Source organism: Pseudoalteromonas sp. MMG013, assembly GCF_018100885.1.
GTDB lineage: Bacteria > Pseudomonadota > Gammaproteobacteria > Enterobacterales > Alteromonadaceae > Pseudoalteromonas > Pseudoalteromonas aurantia.
Genome location: NZ_JAGJEE010000003.1, coordinates 116,792 through 136,800, shown reverse-complemented (window position 1 = coordinate 136,800; position 20,009 = coordinate 116,792). Strand labels below are relative to the sequence as shown.

18 protein-coding genes are annotated in these 20,009 nt (G+C 40.2%); 2 read left to right on the top strand and 16 right to left on the bottom strand.

The window, feature by feature from the left end; all coding sequences use genetic code 11:
* Positions 1–29: 29 nt before the first annotated feature.
* The 7 genes from J8L98_RS04170 to dusA form a co-directional block, all read right to left on the bottom strand.
* Entirely contained in the window at positions 30–791 is a 762-nt protein-coding gene (locus J8L98_RS04170) for a TIGR04219 family outer membrane beta-barrel protein (protein WP_210995437.1), read from the bottom strand.
* Positions 792–1,250: 459 nt separating this feature from the next.
* Positions 1,251–2,237: a DUF2333 family protein gene (locus J8L98_RS04165; protein WP_210995436.1), complete on the bottom strand. Its 987-nt coding sequence runs from the start codon at positions 2,235–2,237 to the stop codon at positions 1,251–1,253.
* 2 nt (positions 2,238–2,239) lie between these two features.
* Positions 2,240–2,764 (bottom strand): copper chaperone PCu(A)C, encoded by a 525-nt coding sequence (locus J8L98_RS04160; protein WP_210995435.1) that lies wholly within the window; start codon positions 2,762–2,764, stop codon positions 2,240–2,242.
* An 88-nt stretch (positions 2,765–2,852) separates the two neighbouring features.
* Positions 2,853–3,173, bottom strand: a complete 321-nt coding sequence (locus J8L98_RS04155; RefSeq protein WP_210995434.1) for a hypothetical protein — start codon at positions 3,171–3,173, stop codon at positions 2,853–2,855.
* Positions 3,174–3,183: 10 nt separating this feature from the next.
* Positions 3,184–3,399, bottom strand: a complete 216-nt coding sequence (locus J8L98_RS04150) for a PspC domain-containing protein (protein ID WP_210995433.1) — start codon at positions 3,397–3,399, stop codon at positions 3,184–3,186.
* A gap of 69 nt (positions 3,400–3,468) precedes the next feature.
* Positions 3,469–4,146: a PspA/IM30 family protein gene (locus J8L98_RS04145; RefSeq protein ID WP_210995432.1), complete on the bottom strand. Its 678-nt coding sequence runs from the start codon at positions 4,144–4,146 to the stop codon at positions 3,469–3,471.
* 228 nt (positions 4,147–4,374) lie between these two features.
* Positions 4,375–5,388 (bottom strand): tRNA dihydrouridine(20/20a) synthase DusA, encoded by a 1,014-nt coding sequence (gene dusA, locus J8L98_RS04140; RefSeq protein ID WP_210995431.1) that lies wholly within the window; start codon positions 5,386–5,388, stop codon positions 4,375–4,377.
* 317 nt (positions 5,389–5,705) lie between these two features.
* Between dusA and J8L98_RS04135 the strand changes: the two genes are divergently transcribed.
* On the top strand, positions 5,706–6,383 hold the full coding sequence (locus tag J8L98_RS04135; RefSeq protein ID WP_210995430.1) for a hypothetical protein: 678 nt from the start codon (positions 5,706–5,708) through the stop codon (positions 6,381–6,383).
* Between the two features lie 251 nt (positions 6,384–6,634).
* On the opposite strand, the gene J8L98_RS04130 is transcribed toward J8L98_RS04135, so the two are convergent.
* Positions 6,635–8,215, bottom strand: coding sequence for a hypothetical protein (locus J8L98_RS04130; protein ID WP_210995429.1), 1,581 nt, complete (start codon positions 8,213–8,215; stop codon positions 6,635–6,637).
* A gap of 487 nt (positions 8,216–8,702) precedes the next feature.
* Here J8L98_RS04130 and J8L98_RS04125 point away from each other — a divergent pair, with 487 nt between their 5' ends.
* Positions 8,703–10,832, top strand: coding sequence for a YjbH domain-containing protein (locus J8L98_RS04125; protein ID WP_247682428.1), 2,130 nt, complete (start codon positions 8,703–8,705; stop codon positions 10,830–10,832).
* Between the two features lie 72 nt (positions 10,833–10,904).
* Here the strand turns inward: J8L98_RS04125 and J8L98_RS04120 are convergent, their stop codons facing one another.
* The 8 genes from J8L98_RS04120 to J8L98_RS04085 form a co-directional block, all read right to left on the bottom strand.
* The gene (locus J8L98_RS04120; protein ID WP_210995428.1) at positions 10,905–12,860 is read right to left on the bottom strand and encodes a nucleoside-diphosphate sugar epimerase/dehydratase; all 1,956 of its coding nucleotides are present in this window, start codon (positions 12,858–12,860) and stop codon (positions 10,905–10,907) included.
* A 118-nt stretch (positions 12,861–12,978) separates the two neighbouring features.
* Entirely contained in the window at positions 12,979–14,157 is a 1,179-nt protein-coding gene (locus J8L98_RS04115) for a DegT/DnrJ/EryC1/StrS aminotransferase family protein (protein ID WP_210995427.1), read from the bottom strand.
* Entirely contained in the window at positions 14,157–14,927 is a 771-nt protein-coding gene (locus J8L98_RS04110; protein ID WP_210995426.1) for a formyltransferase family protein, read from the bottom strand. The genes J8L98_RS04115 and J8L98_RS04110 overlap by 1 nt, the downstream gene beginning before the upstream one ends.
* Positions 14,927–15,277, bottom strand: a complete 351-nt coding sequence (locus tag J8L98_RS04105; protein WP_210995425.1) for a hypothetical protein — start codon at positions 15,275–15,277, stop codon at positions 14,927–14,929. The genes J8L98_RS04110 and J8L98_RS04105 overlap by 1 nt, the downstream gene beginning before the upstream one ends.
* Positions 15,274–15,867, bottom strand: a complete 594-nt coding sequence (locus tag J8L98_RS04100) for a sugar transferase (protein WP_210995424.1) — start codon at positions 15,865–15,867, stop codon at positions 15,274–15,276. Before J8L98_RS04100 ends, J8L98_RS04105 begins: the two co-directional genes overlap by 4 nt.
* Positions 15,864–16,976, bottom strand: coding sequence for a glycosyltransferase family 4 protein (locus J8L98_RS24810; RefSeq protein ID WP_210995423.1), 1,113 nt, complete (start codon positions 16,974–16,976; stop codon positions 15,864–15,866). The genes J8L98_RS04100 and J8L98_RS24810 overlap by 4 nt, the downstream gene beginning before the upstream one ends.
* A complete protein-coding gene (gene asnB, locus J8L98_RS04090) occupies positions 16,973–18,916 on the bottom strand; it encodes an asparagine synthase (glutamine-hydrolyzing) (protein WP_210995422.1) in 1,944 nt (647 codons plus the stop codon). The genes J8L98_RS24810 and asnB overlap by 4 nt, the downstream gene beginning before the upstream one ends.
* On the bottom strand, positions 18,916–20,004 hold the full coding sequence (locus J8L98_RS04085; protein ID WP_210995421.1) for a glycosyltransferase: 1,089 nt from the start codon (positions 20,002–20,004) through the stop codon (positions 18,916–18,918). Before J8L98_RS04085 ends, asnB begins: the two co-directional genes overlap by 1 nt.
* Positions 20,005–20,009: the final 5 nt, after the last annotated feature.

The following is a 20,009-nucleotide window of genomic DNA, read 5'->3' as shown; positions in this document are numbered from 1 at the left end:
TTTTTACAATACCTTAAAGATAATATTGCTTAGAAATGCAGCTGAATACCAGCGAATGGCCCTGATGATTCAATATCTGTACTAATGTCATCAACATCATCTAGTTCAAGTTTCATTGAACGATATCCCGCACGTACAGCGACATCTACCGCTAAATTATCAATAAACTCCCACGCAATACCCACTTGATAATCTCTGATCTTACTATCGTCAATGGCAAGCATGCTTCCTTCAGCAAATAAGCTCAATCCAGTCATAGGTAGTCCAACTTCTGCCCGCGCGTAGCCCAAAGGGACCACACCAGAGAAGTCTTTACTTTCAGTCACTGACTGTCCATCGGCTGTACCGGTCAATTTAATCGAGCCATCAAACTGCTTAAAGTTAACACCAAAGTCAAATGACACTAAGTCATTATCAAACAATTCATAATACAAAGTGTAATCGATATGGTTTAAGTCAGTTATGGTATTAGCCTGAGTACCAACGGTATAGTTCTTGCCATTAAACTCAAAGGTTTCTGTAAGCGTTGCCGAGCCATTCAGCTCAAGCTCTGTGTACCTGAGCTTTATATTAGGGACCAGTGGAACCGGATGTTCCAACGCAGCATAAAAACTTGTAAAAGTTTCATCTTCAAAATCAAATGTTTGTGCATTACCTTTTTCCTGGTAACTGCCCGAGCTATCGGCCTGCCAACCTTCAGCTCCTAAATATAAACCAAGCAGTGTATCCGCTTGTGCTAATGGTGCTAAGCTTGCCATAGACAAAGCTGCGACTAAACAATACTTTTTCATTTTTGATCCTTGCGCTAAGAGTTCACTAAGTTCAATGCCAGCTGTTTCAGCTATGAATTGAAGCGTGCCGTAATTATTCCAAACTTAGGCTAACTATACAGAAAAAATATGAAGATATGAGAGAATTAAGAGTATTTTTTGTAGTTTATTGTAAGGCGTTAAAGCCAAATATCACGCCTTTAAGTTAACCACAAGCACGGCACTACTTAATACGCTACTACTTAATACGCCACTACTTCATAACCTTCATAAAAAAGGCGCTATACGTGCCTTTTTACATAACATTACGATGGCTTAAGGCCGGTAATAGCACACTTTTAGGGCGCTAAGGTGAGGTAATTTTCCTTGATAAGTCGCCATACATTGGTACCCCATTACTGCTAAGAACTCCTGTAAAGCATACTCGTCATCAATTGACGATAAACTTGATTTGTCGACAGAATATACTGCAAAACTAGCTTACCCTTGAGCCAGCAACTCACTTAACTCTATCAGTGCTGCATTCGCGCGCGAAATATAGTTTGCCATCACCAATGAATGATTCGCCACAAAGCCGAAGCCACTGCCATTTAAGATCATCGGGCTCCACACGGTTTCTTGAGTCGCTTCTAATTCACGAATGATCTGCTGTAAACTCACTCGAGCATTTTTCTTTTCCAATACATCTGCAAAATCGTGTTCAACGGCTTTTAAAAAATGTAACAACGCCCAACTCGCGCCACGCGATTCGTAAAATACATCATCAATTTTCCACCAAGATGTTTTAACTTGGGTACTACTCGGTGCATAGGTTGCTTGATGAGCTGCGCTGTCCCCAGCTAAGTCTGTATTTACTCTATCTTGGCCAACACTGGCACTCAATCGCTGACTTAAGCTCCCTAAACGCTTTTCAGCCTCTTTTAACCACCCTCGTAAATTATCGGCTCTGGCATAAAACTGACTGTCTCTGTTATTCGGATCAGCAATCTGATCGCGATACGCCACTAAATACTCAATACCCACTCGGTATTCGCCTTCAGCGCTCGGCCAAGCCCACGCTGTAGAACTAATATTGAACTGAGGTTGTGCTTTTTTAAGTGCCAAATGCTCTGTAGATTGTGACTGAGAACGACTAAAGTCTTTGCGCATAGACAAGGCCAAATCACGTACCATTTCCAGTGCGCCGTACTCCCATGCTGGCATATTATCCATAAACACACTTGGCGGCAGCACATCATTCGACAAATACCCACCGGGTTTGTCTAACAACGTCGTGCTCACTTCAACCAATGTGTTTGCCGTCACATAGCCAACCACTCGCTGCTGTGTTCCTTGCTGTGATTGCTGCTCAGCTGCTGCGATAACATCAAACAACGCTGGCTCAGAGCTCCAATAAATAGCAAGTATATAGCCACCTAACAACAAGGTGACGAAGCCTGCTATTACTTTATTTAAATGTTGCTGCATGATCACTCCTCATGATGATGGTGTGCGTTTTTAACTTTCTTAAATGAGTCTTTTAAAGAAACAACGTGTATTTGTGTAAAGGCTTGTTCGCCATTTGCAAAGTGTAATGTTAATTTGCGTTTTTCACCTGTCGTTAACGCTGATTTTGGCTCAAAAGCCATTAAATGATAACCTCCAGGTTGAAATTTCACTTGCGTTTTTGCTTTGATAACAAGTTTGTCCACTTGCTGCATTTTCATCATACCATTGTGGTGCACATGCTCATGGATCTCTACGCGGCCAAGGCCTGAAATGGTTGCCTTAACCAAAGTCAGTTTGGTATCTTTCTTATTCTCTAAAGTAAAGTAGGCTGCAGTTGATTTTGCAGCAGGAAGAAAAGCCCGTATTTTTGCATCATCAATCGATACATACATCTCACTGTGATGATGCTTTTGTGCACCAGCAGATACATGCTCATGATTTTGATTAGAAAAAGCGAACGTTGTAAAAAATAAACTCGAACTCAACATAATATACTTAGCAATCATATGCTTTCCTTAAATAAAACAGCCACAGTTCAAATCATACCATGAAGTCAGCTATTTCGTGCTAATTAGCCTATGATAGCGTGTAAAATCATGTCGACACCCCCTCGCTCAGTAACCAACCGACCCCCACCAGCATCAATAGCGGGATCGCAATAACCACAGAGTTAAATAATAAAGCCAGTATGCCTCCAACTAGTAACACTAAACCAAGGCCAACTACACCAATACTTGCCAACGCGAACAAAGCGATAACCGCGACAATACCAACAAGCAATCCCGCTAATTCCATACCAACCCAGCTCAGTTCACCCATAAAATTCGAGATACCCAGCCATGCAAGTGGCGCGTTTAGCCATGAAATCGTTGAATAAAGAAAAAGTGCAATCAGAATTAAGAAAACAGTTTTCATGGCGCCCTCCTTAATGGCTCTTTGTTGGCAGTGTATAATAAGCAACACCGTAGGCAATCAGGGTTAATACCGGAAACTTTAAGAATAAAAACAAGACGACAACTCTGGTCAGCCAACGCGGCATATTAAACCGCTCTGCAAGCCCAGCACACACACCGCCCAACTTCTTATTTTTTATATGACGAAAACACTGCTGTTTAAAATTCGATTTAGATTGTGTATACATAATAACTCCAAAATAACTGATGTTGTTGCTTTATTGCTATGTACTGACTTGCAAAAAAACGGGCTTTAGTTAAGCGCTAACCTGAGATGTACGTGCCGCTATTTGCTGTTTCAATAACGCCAATTCACTGCTCAACTTTTCCTCTTTATCTAACGCATCAAATTGTGCTTGTGTACTCTGTTGACCAACATCATAGCTTTCAACTTCAGATTCAATCCGCTCAACTTTTCGTTCTAAATGCTCAAACCTAGCCAATACATTGTCAACATTATCTGATGCGAGCGCTTGTCTCACTCGTACTTGTGCTGATACCACGCGCTCACGTCGCAACAACTGTTGTTCGGTATGACTTAACGCATTAATTTTAGTTATTAAGCGGTCTGCATCAGCATTTAACTGTTCAAGCGCTTGAGCTAACTTTAATTGCTGAGGCTGTAGTTCATCAATCTGTCCAATCAATGTATATTTATGATTTAGCGCTGCTTTTGCTAAATCATCCCGTGCTTTAGTTAATGCGTGCTCGGCTTTTTGCTGCCAATCATCAGCTTGCTTTTGTTTTGTTTCAATTTGCCGTGTGAGTGCCTTTTGTTCACAAATAATGGTCGCTGCCATAGATCGACACTCAGCCAAGGCATCTCGTAACTCGGTTTTAATGTGAGATGTCATTTTCTGTGGATCTTCAGCTTTATCTAAAAACGCAGACACTTCTGATTTAATAATATCTTCAATTCGATTAATTAAGGCCATGGTCGGCTCCTTTGCATTGGCGTAAATAAAATAATGACTTAATGTATAAACAATACACTCCAATCTTTATGCCAAAGATAAAAAGAAACTAAAAATCAGCCAGTTAACATGAAAGAAATAAAATTATGAGAAAAGATAATTGATGATTTTGACTAAAAAGTGGTGTTTTAAACTAAAAAGCCACACAATTTAATTGCATGGCTGTATTAAATAAATGTAGCCTAGTAATTACTCAGGCACGCATTCCAACGCTTTTTCCATCACGCGGATATCCGCCCCTTGTTTATGGCCATTTTCAGACAAATGACGCCTAAACGCGCGGCCTCCAGGCTGACTTTGAAAAATACCCAGCATATGACGCGCAATGTGCCAAAAATTAGCCCCTTGCGTCATTTGGGCTTCAAAATAATCATACATACTGCGTACAACATCGTGCCGACTTAGTGTAAAAGCGGGTTCGCCATATAAAAGTGCATCAACTTGGCTCAGCATATACGGGTTGCTATACGCTTCTCGGCCAATCATCACCCCGTCAAGATGCACCAAGTGTTTTTGACAGTCTTCCAATGTTTTAACGCCACCATTTATACTAATATGTAACTCTGGAAAATCTTGTTTCAGCTGATATACACGTGGATAATCAAGCGGTGGCACCTCTCGATTTTCTTTGGGGCTCAACCCTTTCAACCATGCTTTACGTGCATGAATAATAAAATCATCACACCCAGCTTTTTTCGATGCATCAATAAGCGCAGTTAAAAATGCATAAGAATCTTGCTCATCAATACCAATACGAGTTTTAACCGTTACCGGTATATCTACCTCTGCTTTCATAGCAGCCACACATTCTGCAACCAGCTGAGGTTCAGCCATTAAACACGCGCCAAAACGGCCATTTTGAACTCGGTCTGATGGACAACCCACATTTAGATTAATTTCATTGTAACCGTATTCACCTGCACGCTTGGCGCATTCTGCCAGCGCTTTAGGGTCAGACCCACCAAGCTGAAGCGCCACTGGCATTTCATGTGCACCAAATGCCAAGTAATCGCCCTTGCCAAACAAAATCGCACCCGTTGTGATCATTTCGGTATATAGTACCGCATGTTTACTTAACTTTCGGTGGAAAGTGCGGCAATGTTTGTCAGTCCAATCCAACATCGGGGCCACGGAAAAGCGTCTAAAATCACCTGATTGTGTTATTAAGTGATCATTGCTTTTGACTTGATTCATTTGGCTCATTGACAACCCCATCCAGAAACGATATTAAACCGCGATCATATTACGAGGCAAACATACCATAAGCCAATCATAACAGCGCATAAATTAGGAGCGGCAGTATACACTATCCCCCTTAAAACTGCATGTATTCACACCTCGGTATTACTTACGCCAAGTAACTTGGTTGGGCTGGTATTATCAGCACATGTAAGTAAAGGCTGGTTAACTAAGCGGCCAATTGCCATGTAAAGTTGCCTGCATATTTGCCAAGCCTCTTTTCCAGCGTACAAATACAATATAAACTAGCGACTTAGGTATTAAGTAGGTAAATAGTTTACATGAAGTCGCATTTAGGCCGCCGAGCATTTTCAGCTATGGAACTACACACGCTTTTTAATGGTTATATTTACGCTGATGAAAGGCAGAAACGCGAACAACCTAAACATTGGCACTTTTGGCTACCATTAATTGCTTACTATACAGGTGCTTATAGCGATGAGATTGGCAGTCTTAACTTATCTGATATCATTAAAAAAGACGGCGTACATTGCTTTAGCTTTACCACACACGGGAAAATCCGCCACCGACTCATTCCCATTCATACCGCCTTGTGGCAAGCTGGTCTTGAAGATTACATCAAACATGTAACCGATGAACAACACGCTCGGTTACTGTATGACTTACCCAGTAAGTCGGGTCGTTATAGTGAAAAGGTCAGAATATGGTTTTCTGGTGAAGGTGAACGGTTAGGCTATTTACAAAAGTGTGACTTGCCTTCCATTGATCAACAAGGCCAAAAAACCGCAATCAGCAGCTTAAGACTCAACTTTGAACAACAGATACGGATTGCAGCGCTACAAAGAGCCAATAAATCGGCTTTTTATTATTTATTGGGGTTAAAAGATGAGGTGTTAACAGCGCCACCGCCATTCGCTATCTTAAAGCAAGTCGTCGCCCCTATTCGGGTGATTAATAACAACGTACATTGGCAGCGATTTTTAGCCCGACACCACTGATATGCCATAAAAAGGCAACCTCTTTCCAAACCTCTCTCTCAGTGACACCGTATTACCTTTTGTGGCTTACAGGCCCACACAAAAAACAGGACCCCTTTTCCCTGTCATATGGCAATGCAGCCAGATAACGATTAAAACACGTATAAGTAAGTGCGTATCACTAAGCTCATATCACTAAACGTATACAAATAAACACGCGCAAAAAAGCCGCTAAAAAGCGGCTTTTTTAACTAAGGTATTAACTAATTAAATTAGTTAGCACCTGTTGTTGATGTTTCACACGTTACACGTACATCACCAGTCTCATCTGTACCGTCTGGCGTTATTGTGAATGACGTAGTCGCACCATCAGCCACTACTACACCACGAGGAATAACATTTACTGTATAAGTAGCAGTAGTACCTTCAACAATATTTGGAAGAGCATAAGTACCCGCTGTTGTTTCTAACGCAACCGCTGGTGCTTTATTAGCTAAAGCATAAGACACTACCGCGCCACCAAGTGGTGCACTAACGTTAGTATCGTTTGCACACGTTGCCGTTACAGCAAATGACTCTGCCACAAATGTAACTGGGTTTGATAATGCAACCTCGGTAGTACCACAGATGTTACCTGTTGTAGTACCCCATTGGTTACCATTGCCATCTCGTACTGTGACAGTTGCATTTTCTGTTGCAGCAACACCGCTTAAGCTCAGCGCGGTTGAGTTACCAGTAATACGTACTGTTTCAGAGCGCTTAGGTGATTGAATAAACGCAAATAAGCCAGATGCTGGCACATCATCACCAGTGGTTGTAAGAGTAATTGTGTTAGCACAAATTGCTGCTACATCATTAGCAGCAAAGAATGTTAAGTGGTCAGTCATGAAGCTACCAGCAAATGTATCACCTGTTTGCGCACCAACTGTAACTTCGTTCGTTTCGTTAGTCCACTTACCCGTGTCTTCATTATGTGAAGCCAGTTTTAACTTATCGCCAGTCTTAACCGTTTCACCAGTGCTTAACACTGTCGATGCAGGAATCGCAACCGTGATTTCAATATCTTGACTAAAGCTCTTAATTTTGTTGCCTTGGTCATCTGTCATTACAACGTTTGCAACACCGACTGGCTGCGCTACCGTTGTCGTGCTACCTGCGTTTAAGCCCTCAGGGATGATTGCACCCGCAACATTAGAACTCGTATCTGCCGAGCTAACATTTAAAGAAACTTGGGTACCTGTTATGGCATTACCAGCTGCATCTCGCAGTACAGTATCTGCTGGAATTTTTACTTCCGCACCTGCTTTGCCTTTTTCAACTGTTGCTTTAATTTCTTTATCAGTCGTTCCACCAGCAACTGTTTCTGAAACTGTGTCTGCTACAACAGCAGGATCATCTGCTGATGTTAAAGCCAGTTGCACAGGTACTACACCTGATGCACCCGTTAGGTCCATAATAAAACTTTTAGAAATATACCCTTCAGCTGATACCGTCGCAGTCACTGACGTTAACGTTGCACCTTCTTTATTTGTGAATACAAATGCGCCATCGGTAGTGTCAATGCTTGGCGCAAGAACAGCTCCATTTGCATCAACTAAATTCTCAGTAGCTGCGCCGTTTTCTAAAAATGAAATTTTTGCCGTTGTAATAACATTCGTGTTAGCTGTATCTACAACACTACCATTCACTACAAGTGACAGCGCATCTGGTGTCGTTGGCGCTACAACAACTGGGTCTGTAGGTGTTACTGGTGGTTCTACAACCACATTATTATCGTCGTCACTAAAACAACCAGTAAGGGTTAGTGCAGAAGCAACAGATAGAGCGAGAAGTGATTTTTTATTAGCAAACATGGTTGATCCTTGTGTTCCTTTCAAAATTAACAACTACTTTTAAGTGCGCTGTTAACAATACATTAAATTCAACTACTACTATATGCATAGCAGCAGTTAATGGCAATTTAGACATTAAAATTTAATAAAGTTAAACAGGGACTTTTTTCACTCCCTGAACTTCTGCCAAATTTAAGTTATACCTAAAGCTTATATAAGCAACTGATTTTAACTTATAGCGTTACAAATGTAGCATATGAAGCTCAAAGTTCCAACAGAATAATGACCATATGCAGCGCGAGAGTGTGCTTTACAGTATGAAAGTGATAAACATTTGTCATAAGTCATAAATTTCAGTTAATACTTTGAATTTTCCTTCTTAATTTACACATCTTTAGTCGCAACTCATTGGTATTTTTAATTAACCTCGATACAATCATATTTTAACGCATATAAACTCTTTTTTGAGTTGTTGCGACACGGAATAACACAACAATACGGTTGACTCATGCGCAAAAAAACCAACACCATGATATGGTCTTGCTTTATAGCAAGCTCCCCAGCGATGGCTGCAATAACAGATAATCAATCTTTTTATGGCTACACTGGGTTAATTAACATTCCTAATGCCTATACTGCTGATTTTGGCAGTCTACACACACAATATAATAACCAACTTGAATTTAGGCAAGATATCGTTGATGGCCATAATTTTACTATAAATGCGGGCGTTTTTGATGGTCTTGAAGTCGGTGGAAAAATAGCGAGTGTGAGTATTCACGACAACCTATTTCATGAAAGAGCAAGAGGTGAAGAACAAATTCGTGATTTATCATTCAACGCGAAGTACCAGCTTCCATTCATTCCTCATAACTGGTTTTCACTTGCCATTGGTGCGCAAGATATTGGCGGCGCGGCAAACAACTATAAAGCTTATTATGCAGTAGCCACAAAACGTTTAGGTGATTTCGATTTAACTTTGGGTGCTGGCTCAACTGATAATTTAACAAATCGACTAGACGGGGCATTTGCAGGTGTACAGTGGCATGCGACTGATTGGCTAAGTATTACCGCAGAACACGATGGTGAAGCTGCAAGCTCAGGGGTTAAAGTGCACGTACCTAAAAAATGGTTAAGTAATAATTTAGCCATCAGTTTGGCAGCAAACTATTATGACCATAAGCTAAGTGAAGACGACATTTATTTTGGGGTAAACCTTATATACCAACTCAATAAGCCTGAGCATACAAGTTATAGACCTGTGAAACCAGCACCGCAAATGGTGAGCATCACTTCTGACTCAAACAACCCAAAAGTAAATGCCGCTGCACTCACAAGTCAGCGCTCTCAACAAGCTGAAAACACAGTTAGAAAAGGTAAGCCCTCACTACTAAAATCAAAACTAGTGACACACAATGCCACAGATTCAGAGTTAGAACAAACAGCCATGGCCTTTAAAGCAGCATTACTTGCTGATGGGTTCGAAAACATCCATGTTGGTTATAGCCTATCAAGTGTACACATCATTATTGAAAACCATGTCTTCAACCAAAATGAACTGGATGCTATTGGCTTAATATTAGGTCGCTTACAAGCGCACTTTAACTACCCAGGTATGGACTTCAATTTGGTGCTACAAAAACTTGAAGTGCCGCAAATCCAAATATCAGGTCAATTAGATGAATACAGAGATTTTATACAATCTGGTAGTGCACCTAACTTGGCGATCACCAACCGTGTAAATATACAACATGGTGGGTTAACTTGGGTTAACTTTGGCTCGACTAATAGCCCGTATTACAAACCACGCCTCACATTAAGCCCTGATATTGTTAAAGGCGTTGCTACTGAGCTTGGCGTACTTGATTATTCCCTCGCTTTACAAGCACAACTAGAGGTGCCAGTTTGGCAAGGCGGTTCTTTCGTCGCTACAGGCACACAAGGTGTTGCCACTTCCGATGATTTCAAAGATAACAAGTCTTTTACGCGATTTAGGCATAAAGATGGCCTTACCAGTTTAACCTACAAACAAAATTGGCAGCTGTCGTTCAATATCTACAATCAAACACAAATTGGCTACTACTATGACTTTACAGACTATTTAGGTTTTAAACATCAAAGTATGTGGATGAGCGAAGATGGCCGACATCAAATTAGTGCGCAATTAGGCTATTTTGACTATCAAGACTATGATGGTGACAAAACGGTTTACAATACCAGTTATCAATACAACTTATCAGAGTACGATATCAGCCTATCAGCAAGCATTGGTAAGTTTTTCAACAAAGACAGCGGTTATAAACTCAGCAGTAAGTTCTGGTTTGGCGATACATCACTAGACGTGTATTACCTCGACACCAAAGGTCGATTTGTCGGCATTGGCTTAACTGTGCCATTAACCCCACGTAAAGACTATACAACCCCGTACGGAGTTATAAAAGGTAAAAGCAACTGGAGAGAGCGTATACAAACAAGAGTAGGAAACGACGCTAACACTATTGCTTTTGGGTTAGGTCAATTGCCATTTAATGATACATCAATTGAAACCGAGCTATTTAATCAGAGTCGCTTGTCTGAAAGCTACATTCAGCATCATTTACCTCGATTAAGAGAAGCGTACAAAACGTTTAACAAGTAATGTTTGTGTAAAGAAAAGCTGCTAGCCTTTTTCTAGCAGCTTTGTAAGCTCATAAAGTATCAGTGATACTTATTATCTAAACTTCACAACTTTGGTATCGCCAAATCCACTTTTAGGAATGCTCCCTACCCCACGGTTGTTCCAAACGAGATCACCGATTCCATCGGTTGGATTAAAGCCTGTAGGTGCGTCTAACAATAATTGACGTATTGTTTCATGATCAAAGTTATGACACGCAATGTCCATTGCATCTAGAAATACCGTTAACTCTGCTATCGGCAGCATCACTTCTTTAGCGGTCATGATCCTTTCATGATCTGTTAGCTCTACGTTGTCTCCAATTAACAATTCCTCATAAAGCTTTTCACCGGGTCTTAAACCTGTACATTTAATCTCAATATCGCCATGAGGGTTAGTGTCTGACTGTACTTCCAAGCCTGATAAATGCACCATTTTAGTCGCCAAATCTTTTATTTTTACAGACTCTCCCATATCTAACACAAACACATCTCCGCCGCGCCCCATTGCGCCTGCTTGGATCACTAATTGCGCAGCTTCTGGGATCGTCATGAAAAAACGAGTAATCTCAGGGTGCGTTAAAGTAATTGGCCCGCCTTCTTGTATTTGACGCCTAAATAAAGGAACAACTGAACCAGAAGAGCCCAATACATTGCCAAAGCGCACCATGCAAAAGCGTGTTTTATGCTTAGCCGAATCTTGTGCTAAACCTTGCAATACAAGCTCAGCCATTCGTTTAGTCGCTCCCATAACATTGGTAGGCCTAACGGCTTTATCAGTTGAAATTAGAACAAATGTATCAACGCCTGCATTCACAGCAGCTTTAGCTGCATAATAGGTACCAAAAACATTGTTCCTAACCCCCTCTACTACATTCTGCTCAACAAGCGGAACATGTTTATAAGCAGCTGCATGATATACAGTTTGTACACCGAATGACTTCATACACGTTTCAATGCGGTTAATCCTTTGTACTGACCCCATTAGCGGGATCAACTCAACATCAAGCCTATTTTTATTATTAAACTCAGAAAGTTCTTTCTCAATGTTATATAAAGCAAACTCAGAGATTTCAAATAAAACTAGTTTAGCCGGTTTTAACTGAATTATTTGCCTGCATAATTCAGAGCCAATTGAACCACCAGCCCCGGTCACCATGACAACTTTTTCGGCTATATTCTCAACTAATAGTTCAGCTTTAGGTGCAACTGAATCTCGACCTAACAAATCTTCAATTTCAACAGCTTTAACTTCATTGATACTAGCTTTTCCTTCTACGACATCAGCCATCCCAGGAACAGTCATAACTTCGACAGGTAGCTTTTCTAACTTAAGCAATATTTCTTTTCGTTTTGCGCGGCTAGAACTCGGCATAGCTAATAGTACTTTTTTTACTTTGTTCTGATCAATCAAATTAAAAATTGCATTGAAACCAAAAACAGGCACCCCTTGAATTACCGAATTATGCTTAGTTTCATCATCATCAATATATGCAGTTACATAATAATCAGGGCCTGTCACTAACGCGATTGCTAACTGCCTGCCTGCATCTCCTGCACCATAAATAACAACTGGCGTTTTACCCACGGAAACTAACCGCCCAATCATTGCGCGTACCATGATCCTAGAACCACCGATAGACATAACCAACAATATCGCATATATCACAGGCATTGTTCTTGGAATGTTTATCTGCATAAAAAAAGCGCTAAATACCATAACAATGGTACTTATCAGTGTACCTAGCAATACCGCTCCTACCGCATTTGCACCGACATAGCGTAATACAGCTCGATATAACCCTAATTTAATAAACGCAGCTAAACTTACAGGGAGGATAATTCCCAATATTAACCAGTTATCTAAATTAAACAGTGACGAAACGCTATCAAGCCGTACAAATAACGCAAGCCAAAATGCCAAAAATATAAACATTGAGTCTATTAGTAGCGTAACAAGTCGTTTATGCGAGCGAGACAAATCTAATAGCGAGTGAAACAAACGTTCCATGAAGTTTCCTATTTAAGTTTCTATACCCAACCTCAATTGAATGTAGTCAAATATATACTATTATGGCTTCAATATATAAATAACGTTGAGGCACATATTTAAAAGTATGGCTCACAATTTAACGAGCACGCGCAAGGGTATATACTTCTCGAATAACATTACAAGCTTTTTGCATTTCTGACTCAAGTAAAGTGGGATGCACTAAAAACATTAATGACGTTTCACCCAGCGTTACTGCATTCTTTAAACGCGCTCGGGGTCTCCATTGCGTGTTGTCAAAAGCTTTTTCTAAATACACTTCTGAACAACTACCTTGAAAGCACGGTACACCACGTTCAACAATTTCATTAACTATACAATCTCGATCCCAACCTTCGGCTAATAGCTCAGGCTTAACGAACATGTAATGCTTATACTCTGCATGCTCTATATAATCAGGTACTTCGACTAAACGAATAAAATCAAAAGCTCTTGCAGCTTCATCAAGTTCAGCCCCAAAAGCTTGCCGTTTTGCAGTCCAACCACTCATACGACTCAATTGAATTCGACCAATTGCAGCCTGCATTTCAGTCATACGCCAGTTAGTACCAAAGCTTTCATGTAACCACCTAAAGCCAGGAGGGTGCTCACGATTATAAATAGCATCAAAGCTCTTGCCGTGATCTTTATAGCTCCACATTTTTGACCACAGCTCTTTTGAGTTAGTGGTCACCATGCCACCTTCACCACCAGTAGTCATAATTTTGTCTTGGCAAAAACTCCAAGCACCAATGTGACCAATAGAACCTACTGAATGCCCTTTATATTTAGCACCGTGTGCCTGCGCGCAGTCTTCAATAACATAAAAACCATGCTTTTTGCTTAAAGCCATAATGTCATCCATTTCTGCAGGCATACCCGCTAAATGTACAACAATAACAGCTTTTGTTTTGGGTGTAAGTACCGCCTTGATTGATTCAGCAGTTATTGCCTGGCTATTTAAGTCAACGTCGGCAAAAACGGGGGCAGCTCCCGCTGTAACAATACTACTTGCAGAAGCTAAGAAAGTACGAGGAGTCGTAATTACTTCGTCGCCTTCACTCACTCCTAATGCTTTTAATGCAATATCGAGCGCAAGTGTACCATTACCTAGTGCAACTGCATATTCACTACCAGCCCAAGCCGCAAATTCTTTTTCAAATTCACGACCTTCAGTACCAGTCCAATAATTAACTTTATTTGATAATACAACACAGCTAACAGCATCAGCTTCTTGCTGAGTAAAACTAGGCCATGGAGAAAAAGGAGTGTTTAACATTAAAAAACCTTACTAACTGAAGAATCAGCTAAGCTATTTAAAATATATTCATCAACTAAGGTAAACTTATTACCATTAATATTTACATAAGCACCGTCATAAGGGGGGAACCAAAAAGCTCTAATTTTTCTATGGATATCATCCCCATCCTTAATTTCCTTCATTAACTCCATTTCAGCTCTGGTAACATATCTTCCACCGCGGTTTGGAGTTGTAGGTAAAACACTTCTTTTTTGTAAGACACAATCAACTACATTTACAAATAGTTTAAACAAGTATTCTTGCGAAATTTTTTCCAAAGATTTAGCCGTTTCTGTATTTTTGCAAATCGGAAACTTCTGAACTTTAATGATCTCACCAGTATCGATTTCTTCATCTACGTAGTGCGCAGTCATCGCCCATTCATCTAACCCATGTAAAATAGCTAGATTATAGCCTGCAGTTCCTTTATATTCAGGTAAGGGTGCAGGGTGAAAATTAATTGTCTTTAGCTCAGGTAAATGAACTAGACCCTCTTTTAACTTTCGCCAAAATAACATAGACAAACCTAAATCAAATAATAACTCTCTTGAGTTTACCTTGTCTAATGCCTCTTCAAAACTGAATAGAGAAACACCATTATCAGTAGCTATGTCAGCACATATTGATTGAGACAAATGAGAATCAGTAACTACGCCTACAACTTCTACGCATTCTTTAGACAATAGCCATTTTAAAGAATCGCCTGCCACTGGCTTACGACCCATAAATAAAACTTTTACTTTTTTCATCAAATTAAACCTTCGTAGTAAGATACAATATTGCTTTCTGCGCCTCTTGGATACCTAACAGTATTCTGAAAAATAAACTCATCATTAGGATCTGGGTTTAATTGATTTTCTAGACAGTTCCAATGAGAAATCCAAACATCAATATGGTGCGTAAGTTCTAGTATGTCTCTTTGAATATCAGTAGGGCAAACACTATAAACATTTGATAGAATCTCGATAATCCTATCATTATTATCCTTTAAAATTCTTGCATATAGATATGTAGAACCACACTCTAAATACCTTGCATATGTATTACGACCTCTTTCAAAGTAAAACAATAAATTGCCCAGTTCCGTTTTAAGATTCATTTATCATTACCCTCAAAAAACTTGGTAGTCACTTCACCATGGCCTGTTATACCATCCCTTAGTAGTACTTTTTTAACCGTTAAAAACAATATTTTTATATCCAACCCAAAACTTTGATTATCAACATACCAAACATCATACTTAAATTTTTCTTCCCAACTAATTGCATTGCGGCCATTCACTTGTGCCCAACCAGTTATACCTGGCCTGACATTATGTCTACGCACTTGCTCTTCGCTGTAAAGAGGAAGATATTGCACGAGTAAAGGACGAGGGCCTACAAGACTCATATCTCCTTTTAAGACATTCAGAAGCCCCGGTAACTCATCTAAGCTAGTAGCTCTTAACAATGCACCAAACGGCGTCATACGCTGCTCATCAGGTAATAAATTTCCGTCTTTGTCTTGCGTATCTAACATAGTTCGGAACTTCATCATTTTAAATATCTTCCCATTTAACCCTGGGCGAGATTGAGTGAACAAGATTGGTCCACCAAGTTTTAACCTTATCAGTATTGCAACCAGCAAGATCACCGGTAACAAAACCATTAAGCCAAAAGCAGAACAAAAGAAGTCAAATAGTCGCTTCACCTTTTCAGCTCCATTATTTCAAACAAATCGTCATTGACTTTTTTAACATCAAATTTATCTAGTGCCATCTGATAGCTTTTTTCACCCATCTCTTCAAGCTTATCGGCGTTATCAATTAGCCAGCTCATTCGAACCGCTAAATCATTGACGTTACCTTTTGGTACCAAGAATCCATTTTCTCCATTTACAACTGTTTCTTTGCATCCAGGTACATTAGTCGTCAGTATGGGTCTGGACATCGCCATAGCTTCAAGCACGGTTCTCGGCATACCCTCGTGATATGAAGGCAGCACAAAGGTGTTACACTCGGCAATAAACTGTCTAACGTCACTCGTCGCGCCTTTGTAATCTATTACCCCTTTGTTATGCCAAGTGGAAACTTCCTCTTCAGAAATACCATCAGGAGAAGGGTCAACAGGGCCAACTAAACCAAACACAGCTTCAGGGTGAGTACGTTTTACCTGTTCTGCAGCATGAAAATACTCCCTAATTCCTTTTTCTCCCAATAAACGAGCAATAAGTAAAAAGCTTGGAGATTTTGGTAACGCACATTTTTGATAATGGGATAGGTTAACTCCCGATCCATTCACTCGATAGCACTTACTTTTGTCAACAATAGTATTTTCGATAAACGTTGTTCGATTATCCTCATTTTGAAAAATGACACTCTGTGCTTTTTTAAGGGAAAACCTATAAAGCTTTTTGACCATTGAAGTTAATAATCGTCTCTTGACCCCCCCTTCCTGAAAGGCAAAACCGAGGCCCGTTATTAGCGCAATAAACCCTTCAACACCATTGACTCTCGCAGCAATCCCTCCCCATATAACAGGTTTGATAGTGTACGACAGAATTATGTGCGGATTATGCAGCTTAATTACCTTATTCAACTGGATAAATGTTCGAATATCTTTCAATGGGTTTAAGCCACTTCTTTGAACATCGTAATCAAGATAACTTACACCCAACTGCTCAATTTTCGATATATCTTCCTTACTTGCATTAGAAGCCATGGCAATTACGTCATGTCCCTCAGCCACCATTTTTCGAAGTAAGTCACCTCTAAAATTGTAAAGCGAAGAGGGTAAGGTACCAATTACTATTATCTTCACTTTATTCTGCCTACTCTATCTTGTTTTGCATCAAACCAAGCCTGTGACATCAAAACTCCCCATAATGCTGATGCGTTATTTTGTTTACCAGCAATATGATTCTCAAATGCAGGTATCACGGTATTTGGGTTAAATATGCCATGCTTTAATAACATTTCTTTGGACAAAAGGTCCCCAGCCCACTCTTTAAGCTCCGATTTCAGCCACAAATGAATTGGCACACCAAAACCAAGCTTTGGCCTATCAAACGCTTCTTTAGGAACATATTTATGTAGCACTTGCTTCAGAGGCCATTTCGCATCTCCAGAACGATGTTTATCAGACAATTTAAATCGCCAAGCAGCATCAAAAACATTCGGGTCTAATAGAGGTATGCGACCTTCGAGAGAAACCTGCATCGCCGCTCTATCCACCTTGGTTAAGATATCCCCAGGCAAATACTGCTCCGTATCATACGCCATCATTCGTTCAGCAGGTGCCAATCCCTCTTCTTCGCCCCACATCTGTGATACATCAGTTAAAAAGTGACTGCTATTACGCATGACACTCGCGTCTGCCCAATGCCTCATACTTAACTGATAGAGTTCATCGACACTTTGCGCCGTTATCCAATCTGCAAACTTTTTAATTTTTAAACCTAAATGACCCTTACGCCCAAACTTCTCCGCATAAGGCTTCAGAAAGAAAAATGCATACTCTAGCATTGAAGGAGGTAGCATTTTTAACATTGCAGCAATGGTTTTCCTGCAAGGTACTTTACCAACCTTATTCCACATCACTTCAGCGGCTTCGTAGCGTTTGTAACCGCAAAAAAACTCATCTCCGCCATCACCACTTAAACAAACTGTCACTTTTTCTTTTGCAACTTTACTTACTAGATACATAGGGATTTGAGATGCATCAGCAAATGGCTCATCAAACATCTCACCGAGCTTAGGAATGACATCTAAAGCATCTTTTTGTGTAAGATACCTTTCATGATGGCGAGTCCCCAAATGCTCTGCAACCATTTTTGCAAAGTCGGCCTCATTATACCCTTCTACATCAAACCCTATAGAGAAGGTATTAATGGGCTCAGATGAATTTTTTTGCATCAGTGCCGTTACAAGGCTGGAGTCGACACCACCAGATAAAAAAGCACCAAGCGGGACATCAGCATGCATTCTGAGCTTCACCGCATTTGAAAGTACTTCCTCCAAATGAAATAAGCCCTCGTCTGTTGACTGATAGGCGTTGCTCTTTGCATTTAAAATTGCACTTCGCGAGGACCAATATTGTCGCTTTTCCATATTACCTGAAGGCGAAAACTCTATATAACACCCAGGCATCACCTTTGAAATTGAGGTGTAAATTGAATACGGGGCAGGAATATACCCAGTTTGGAGTTGCTTTGAAATGGCACGTTGATCGACTGAAAGGTTTAAATGAGGAAGCTGCTCAAAACAGGTGATTTCAGACGCAAAAAAGAACTGCTTTTTGTCCCAATAATAGTACAAGGGCTTTTCACCAAATCTATCTCTAGCGAGGTATAACTTAGATTCTTGTGTATCCCATAAAGCAAAAGCGAACATTCCATTAAACTTCTGCAAAGACACTTCTAATCCCCAGTGTGAGATTGCCTCTAAAATAATTTCAGTATCAGAGTGACCGCGCCATTGTATATCAAATTGAGCATCCAGCTCTCTTTTTAATTCGGAAAAATTATAAACTTCGCCATTATAAGCAATAATATACCTATCATTATGGGATGCCATAGGCTGCTTGCCAGCATCAGAAAGATCCATAATTGATAATCTTCTGTGCGCAAGTGCTACCTTACCATCAAACCAAACACCACTTTGATCCGGCCCTCTATGCACTATAGCTTGGGACATTTTTTCCACTTCAATATGTAACGTTTCAGCACCTAAAGCCGAAACACCTCCTGCTAATCCACACACTAGACATTCCCTACTGACATAAATTCTTTTGTAACCTTTTGAATAGAATACCTACTTCTCACTTCTTCAGCTGATTTTAAAGAGACTTCTGTGAGTTCATCCGCGCTGAGAAGCAAATAATTAGCAATGATTGACACGCCCTTATTAACCTCCTTTGGTAAAAAGACCCTGTTTGTATCGTTGACAATGAGCCTCGCATCTCCCACATCGGTAGAAAAACAGATACACCCATGAGACGCCGCCTCAGCCAATACATTAGGGAAGCCCTCCGTGATAGACGATAATAAAAAGAAATCACATTCTTTATAAAATGAGGCCATATCATCGGTTGGGCCTCTTAAATTGAATCGATTTTTATCTATGTTTAATTCATCAATCCATCTATTTAATATCTCGCTTTGGCTGTCCATACCGCGGCCAACAATCACAAATTCAATATTGGAGTGCGTACTTTGTAACTGGGCAGCTATTCGAAAAAAAGTCTTGAAGTCCTTTGCTTCATGCAATCGGCCTGCCCCACCAATAACTAACTTTTCACCGCTAAAATATTTAGTCTCAAAATCAGAAAAATAATACCCATTAGGAATATATACGGCTGTTTTTTGTGGGGAATAGCCAAATTGAACATGCTGTTTTAATGCTCTTTGCGCACAATATACAACCTTATCAGGTACTTTACCTAACAGTTTACCAGCTCTAATTGCTACCTTTGTGCTTACAGACTCTGAGGCATAATCATCTAATGAATGCCTTACTCCCCAACATAAATGAAAACGTTTAAATGAAATTACTTTAGAAAGTGCAGTTACAAAATTTGCATGATACATCCAAGAAAATACTGTATCTACATATGAAAGTTCTCTGATTAATTTTAAGCTTGTCATAAGCATGCTCACCGGCCCTGAAGCTCCAAGCGCAGTCGATTGAATATGCTCAGGAAGGCGGCTCTGCATATCAGGAGTAATTTGCATTAATGAAATGACTTTAATATTTTGGTCCTGTGGAGAGCTATTAAGCACTCTTATTAACATACTTTCAGCACCACCTAACTCAGAAAAGTTAGTGATCACATGTACTATCTTTTTCAAAGTAA

Bases quoted from the DNA above. Each gene is read 5' to 3' on its own strand.
- J8L98_RS04170 (WP_210995437.1), bottom strand. From the start codon at position 791: ATGAAAAAGTATTGTTTAGTCGCAGCTTTGTCTATGGCAAGCTTAGCA.
- J8L98_RS04165 (WP_210995436.1), bottom strand. From the start codon at position 2,237: ATGCAGCAACATTTAAATAAAGTAATAGCAGGCTTCGTCACCTTGTTG.
- J8L98_RS04160 (WP_210995435.1), bottom strand. From the start codon at position 2,764: ATGATTGCTAAGTATATTATGTTGAGTTCGAGTTTATTTTTTACAACG.
- J8L98_RS04155 (WP_210995434.1), bottom strand. From the start codon at position 3,173: ATGAAAACTGTTTTCTTAATTCTGATTGCACTTTTTCTTTATTCAACG.
- J8L98_RS04150 (WP_210995433.1), bottom strand. From the start codon at position 3,399: ATGTATACACAATCTAAATCGAATTTTAAACAGCAGTGTTTTCGTCAT.
- J8L98_RS04145 (WP_210995432.1), bottom strand. From the start codon at position 4,146: ATGGCCTTAATTAATCGAATTGAAGATATTATTAAATCAGAAGTGTCT.
- dusA (WP_210995431.1), bottom strand. From the start codon at position 5,388: ATGAGCCAAATGAATCAAGTCAAAAGCAATGATCACTTAATAACACAA.
- J8L98_RS04135 (WP_210995430.1), top strand. From the start codon at position 5,706: ATGAAGTCGCATTTAGGCCGCCGAGCATTTTCAGCTATGGAACTACAC.
- J8L98_RS04130 (WP_210995429.1), bottom strand. From the start codon at position 8,215: ATGTTTGCTAATAAAAAATCACTTCTCGCTCTATCTGTTGCTTCTGCA.
- J8L98_RS04125 (WP_247682428.1), top strand. From the start codon at position 8,703: ATGCGCAAAAAAACCAACACCATGATATGGTCTTGCTTTATAGCAAGC.
- J8L98_RS04120 (WP_210995428.1), bottom strand. From the start codon at position 12,860: ATGGAACGTTTGTTTCACTCGCTATTAGATTTGTCTCGCTCGCATAAA.
- J8L98_RS04115 (WP_210995427.1), bottom strand. From the start codon at position 14,157: ATGTTAAACACTCCTTTTTCTCCATGGCCTAGTTTTACTCAGCAAGAA.
- J8L98_RS04110 (WP_210995426.1), bottom strand. From the start codon at position 14,927: ATGAAAAAAGTAAAAGTTTTATTTATGGGTCGTAAGCCAGTGGCAGGC.
- J8L98_RS04105 (WP_210995425.1), bottom strand. From the start codon at position 15,277: ATGAATCTTAAAACGGAACTGGGCAATTTATTGTTTTACTTTGAAAGA.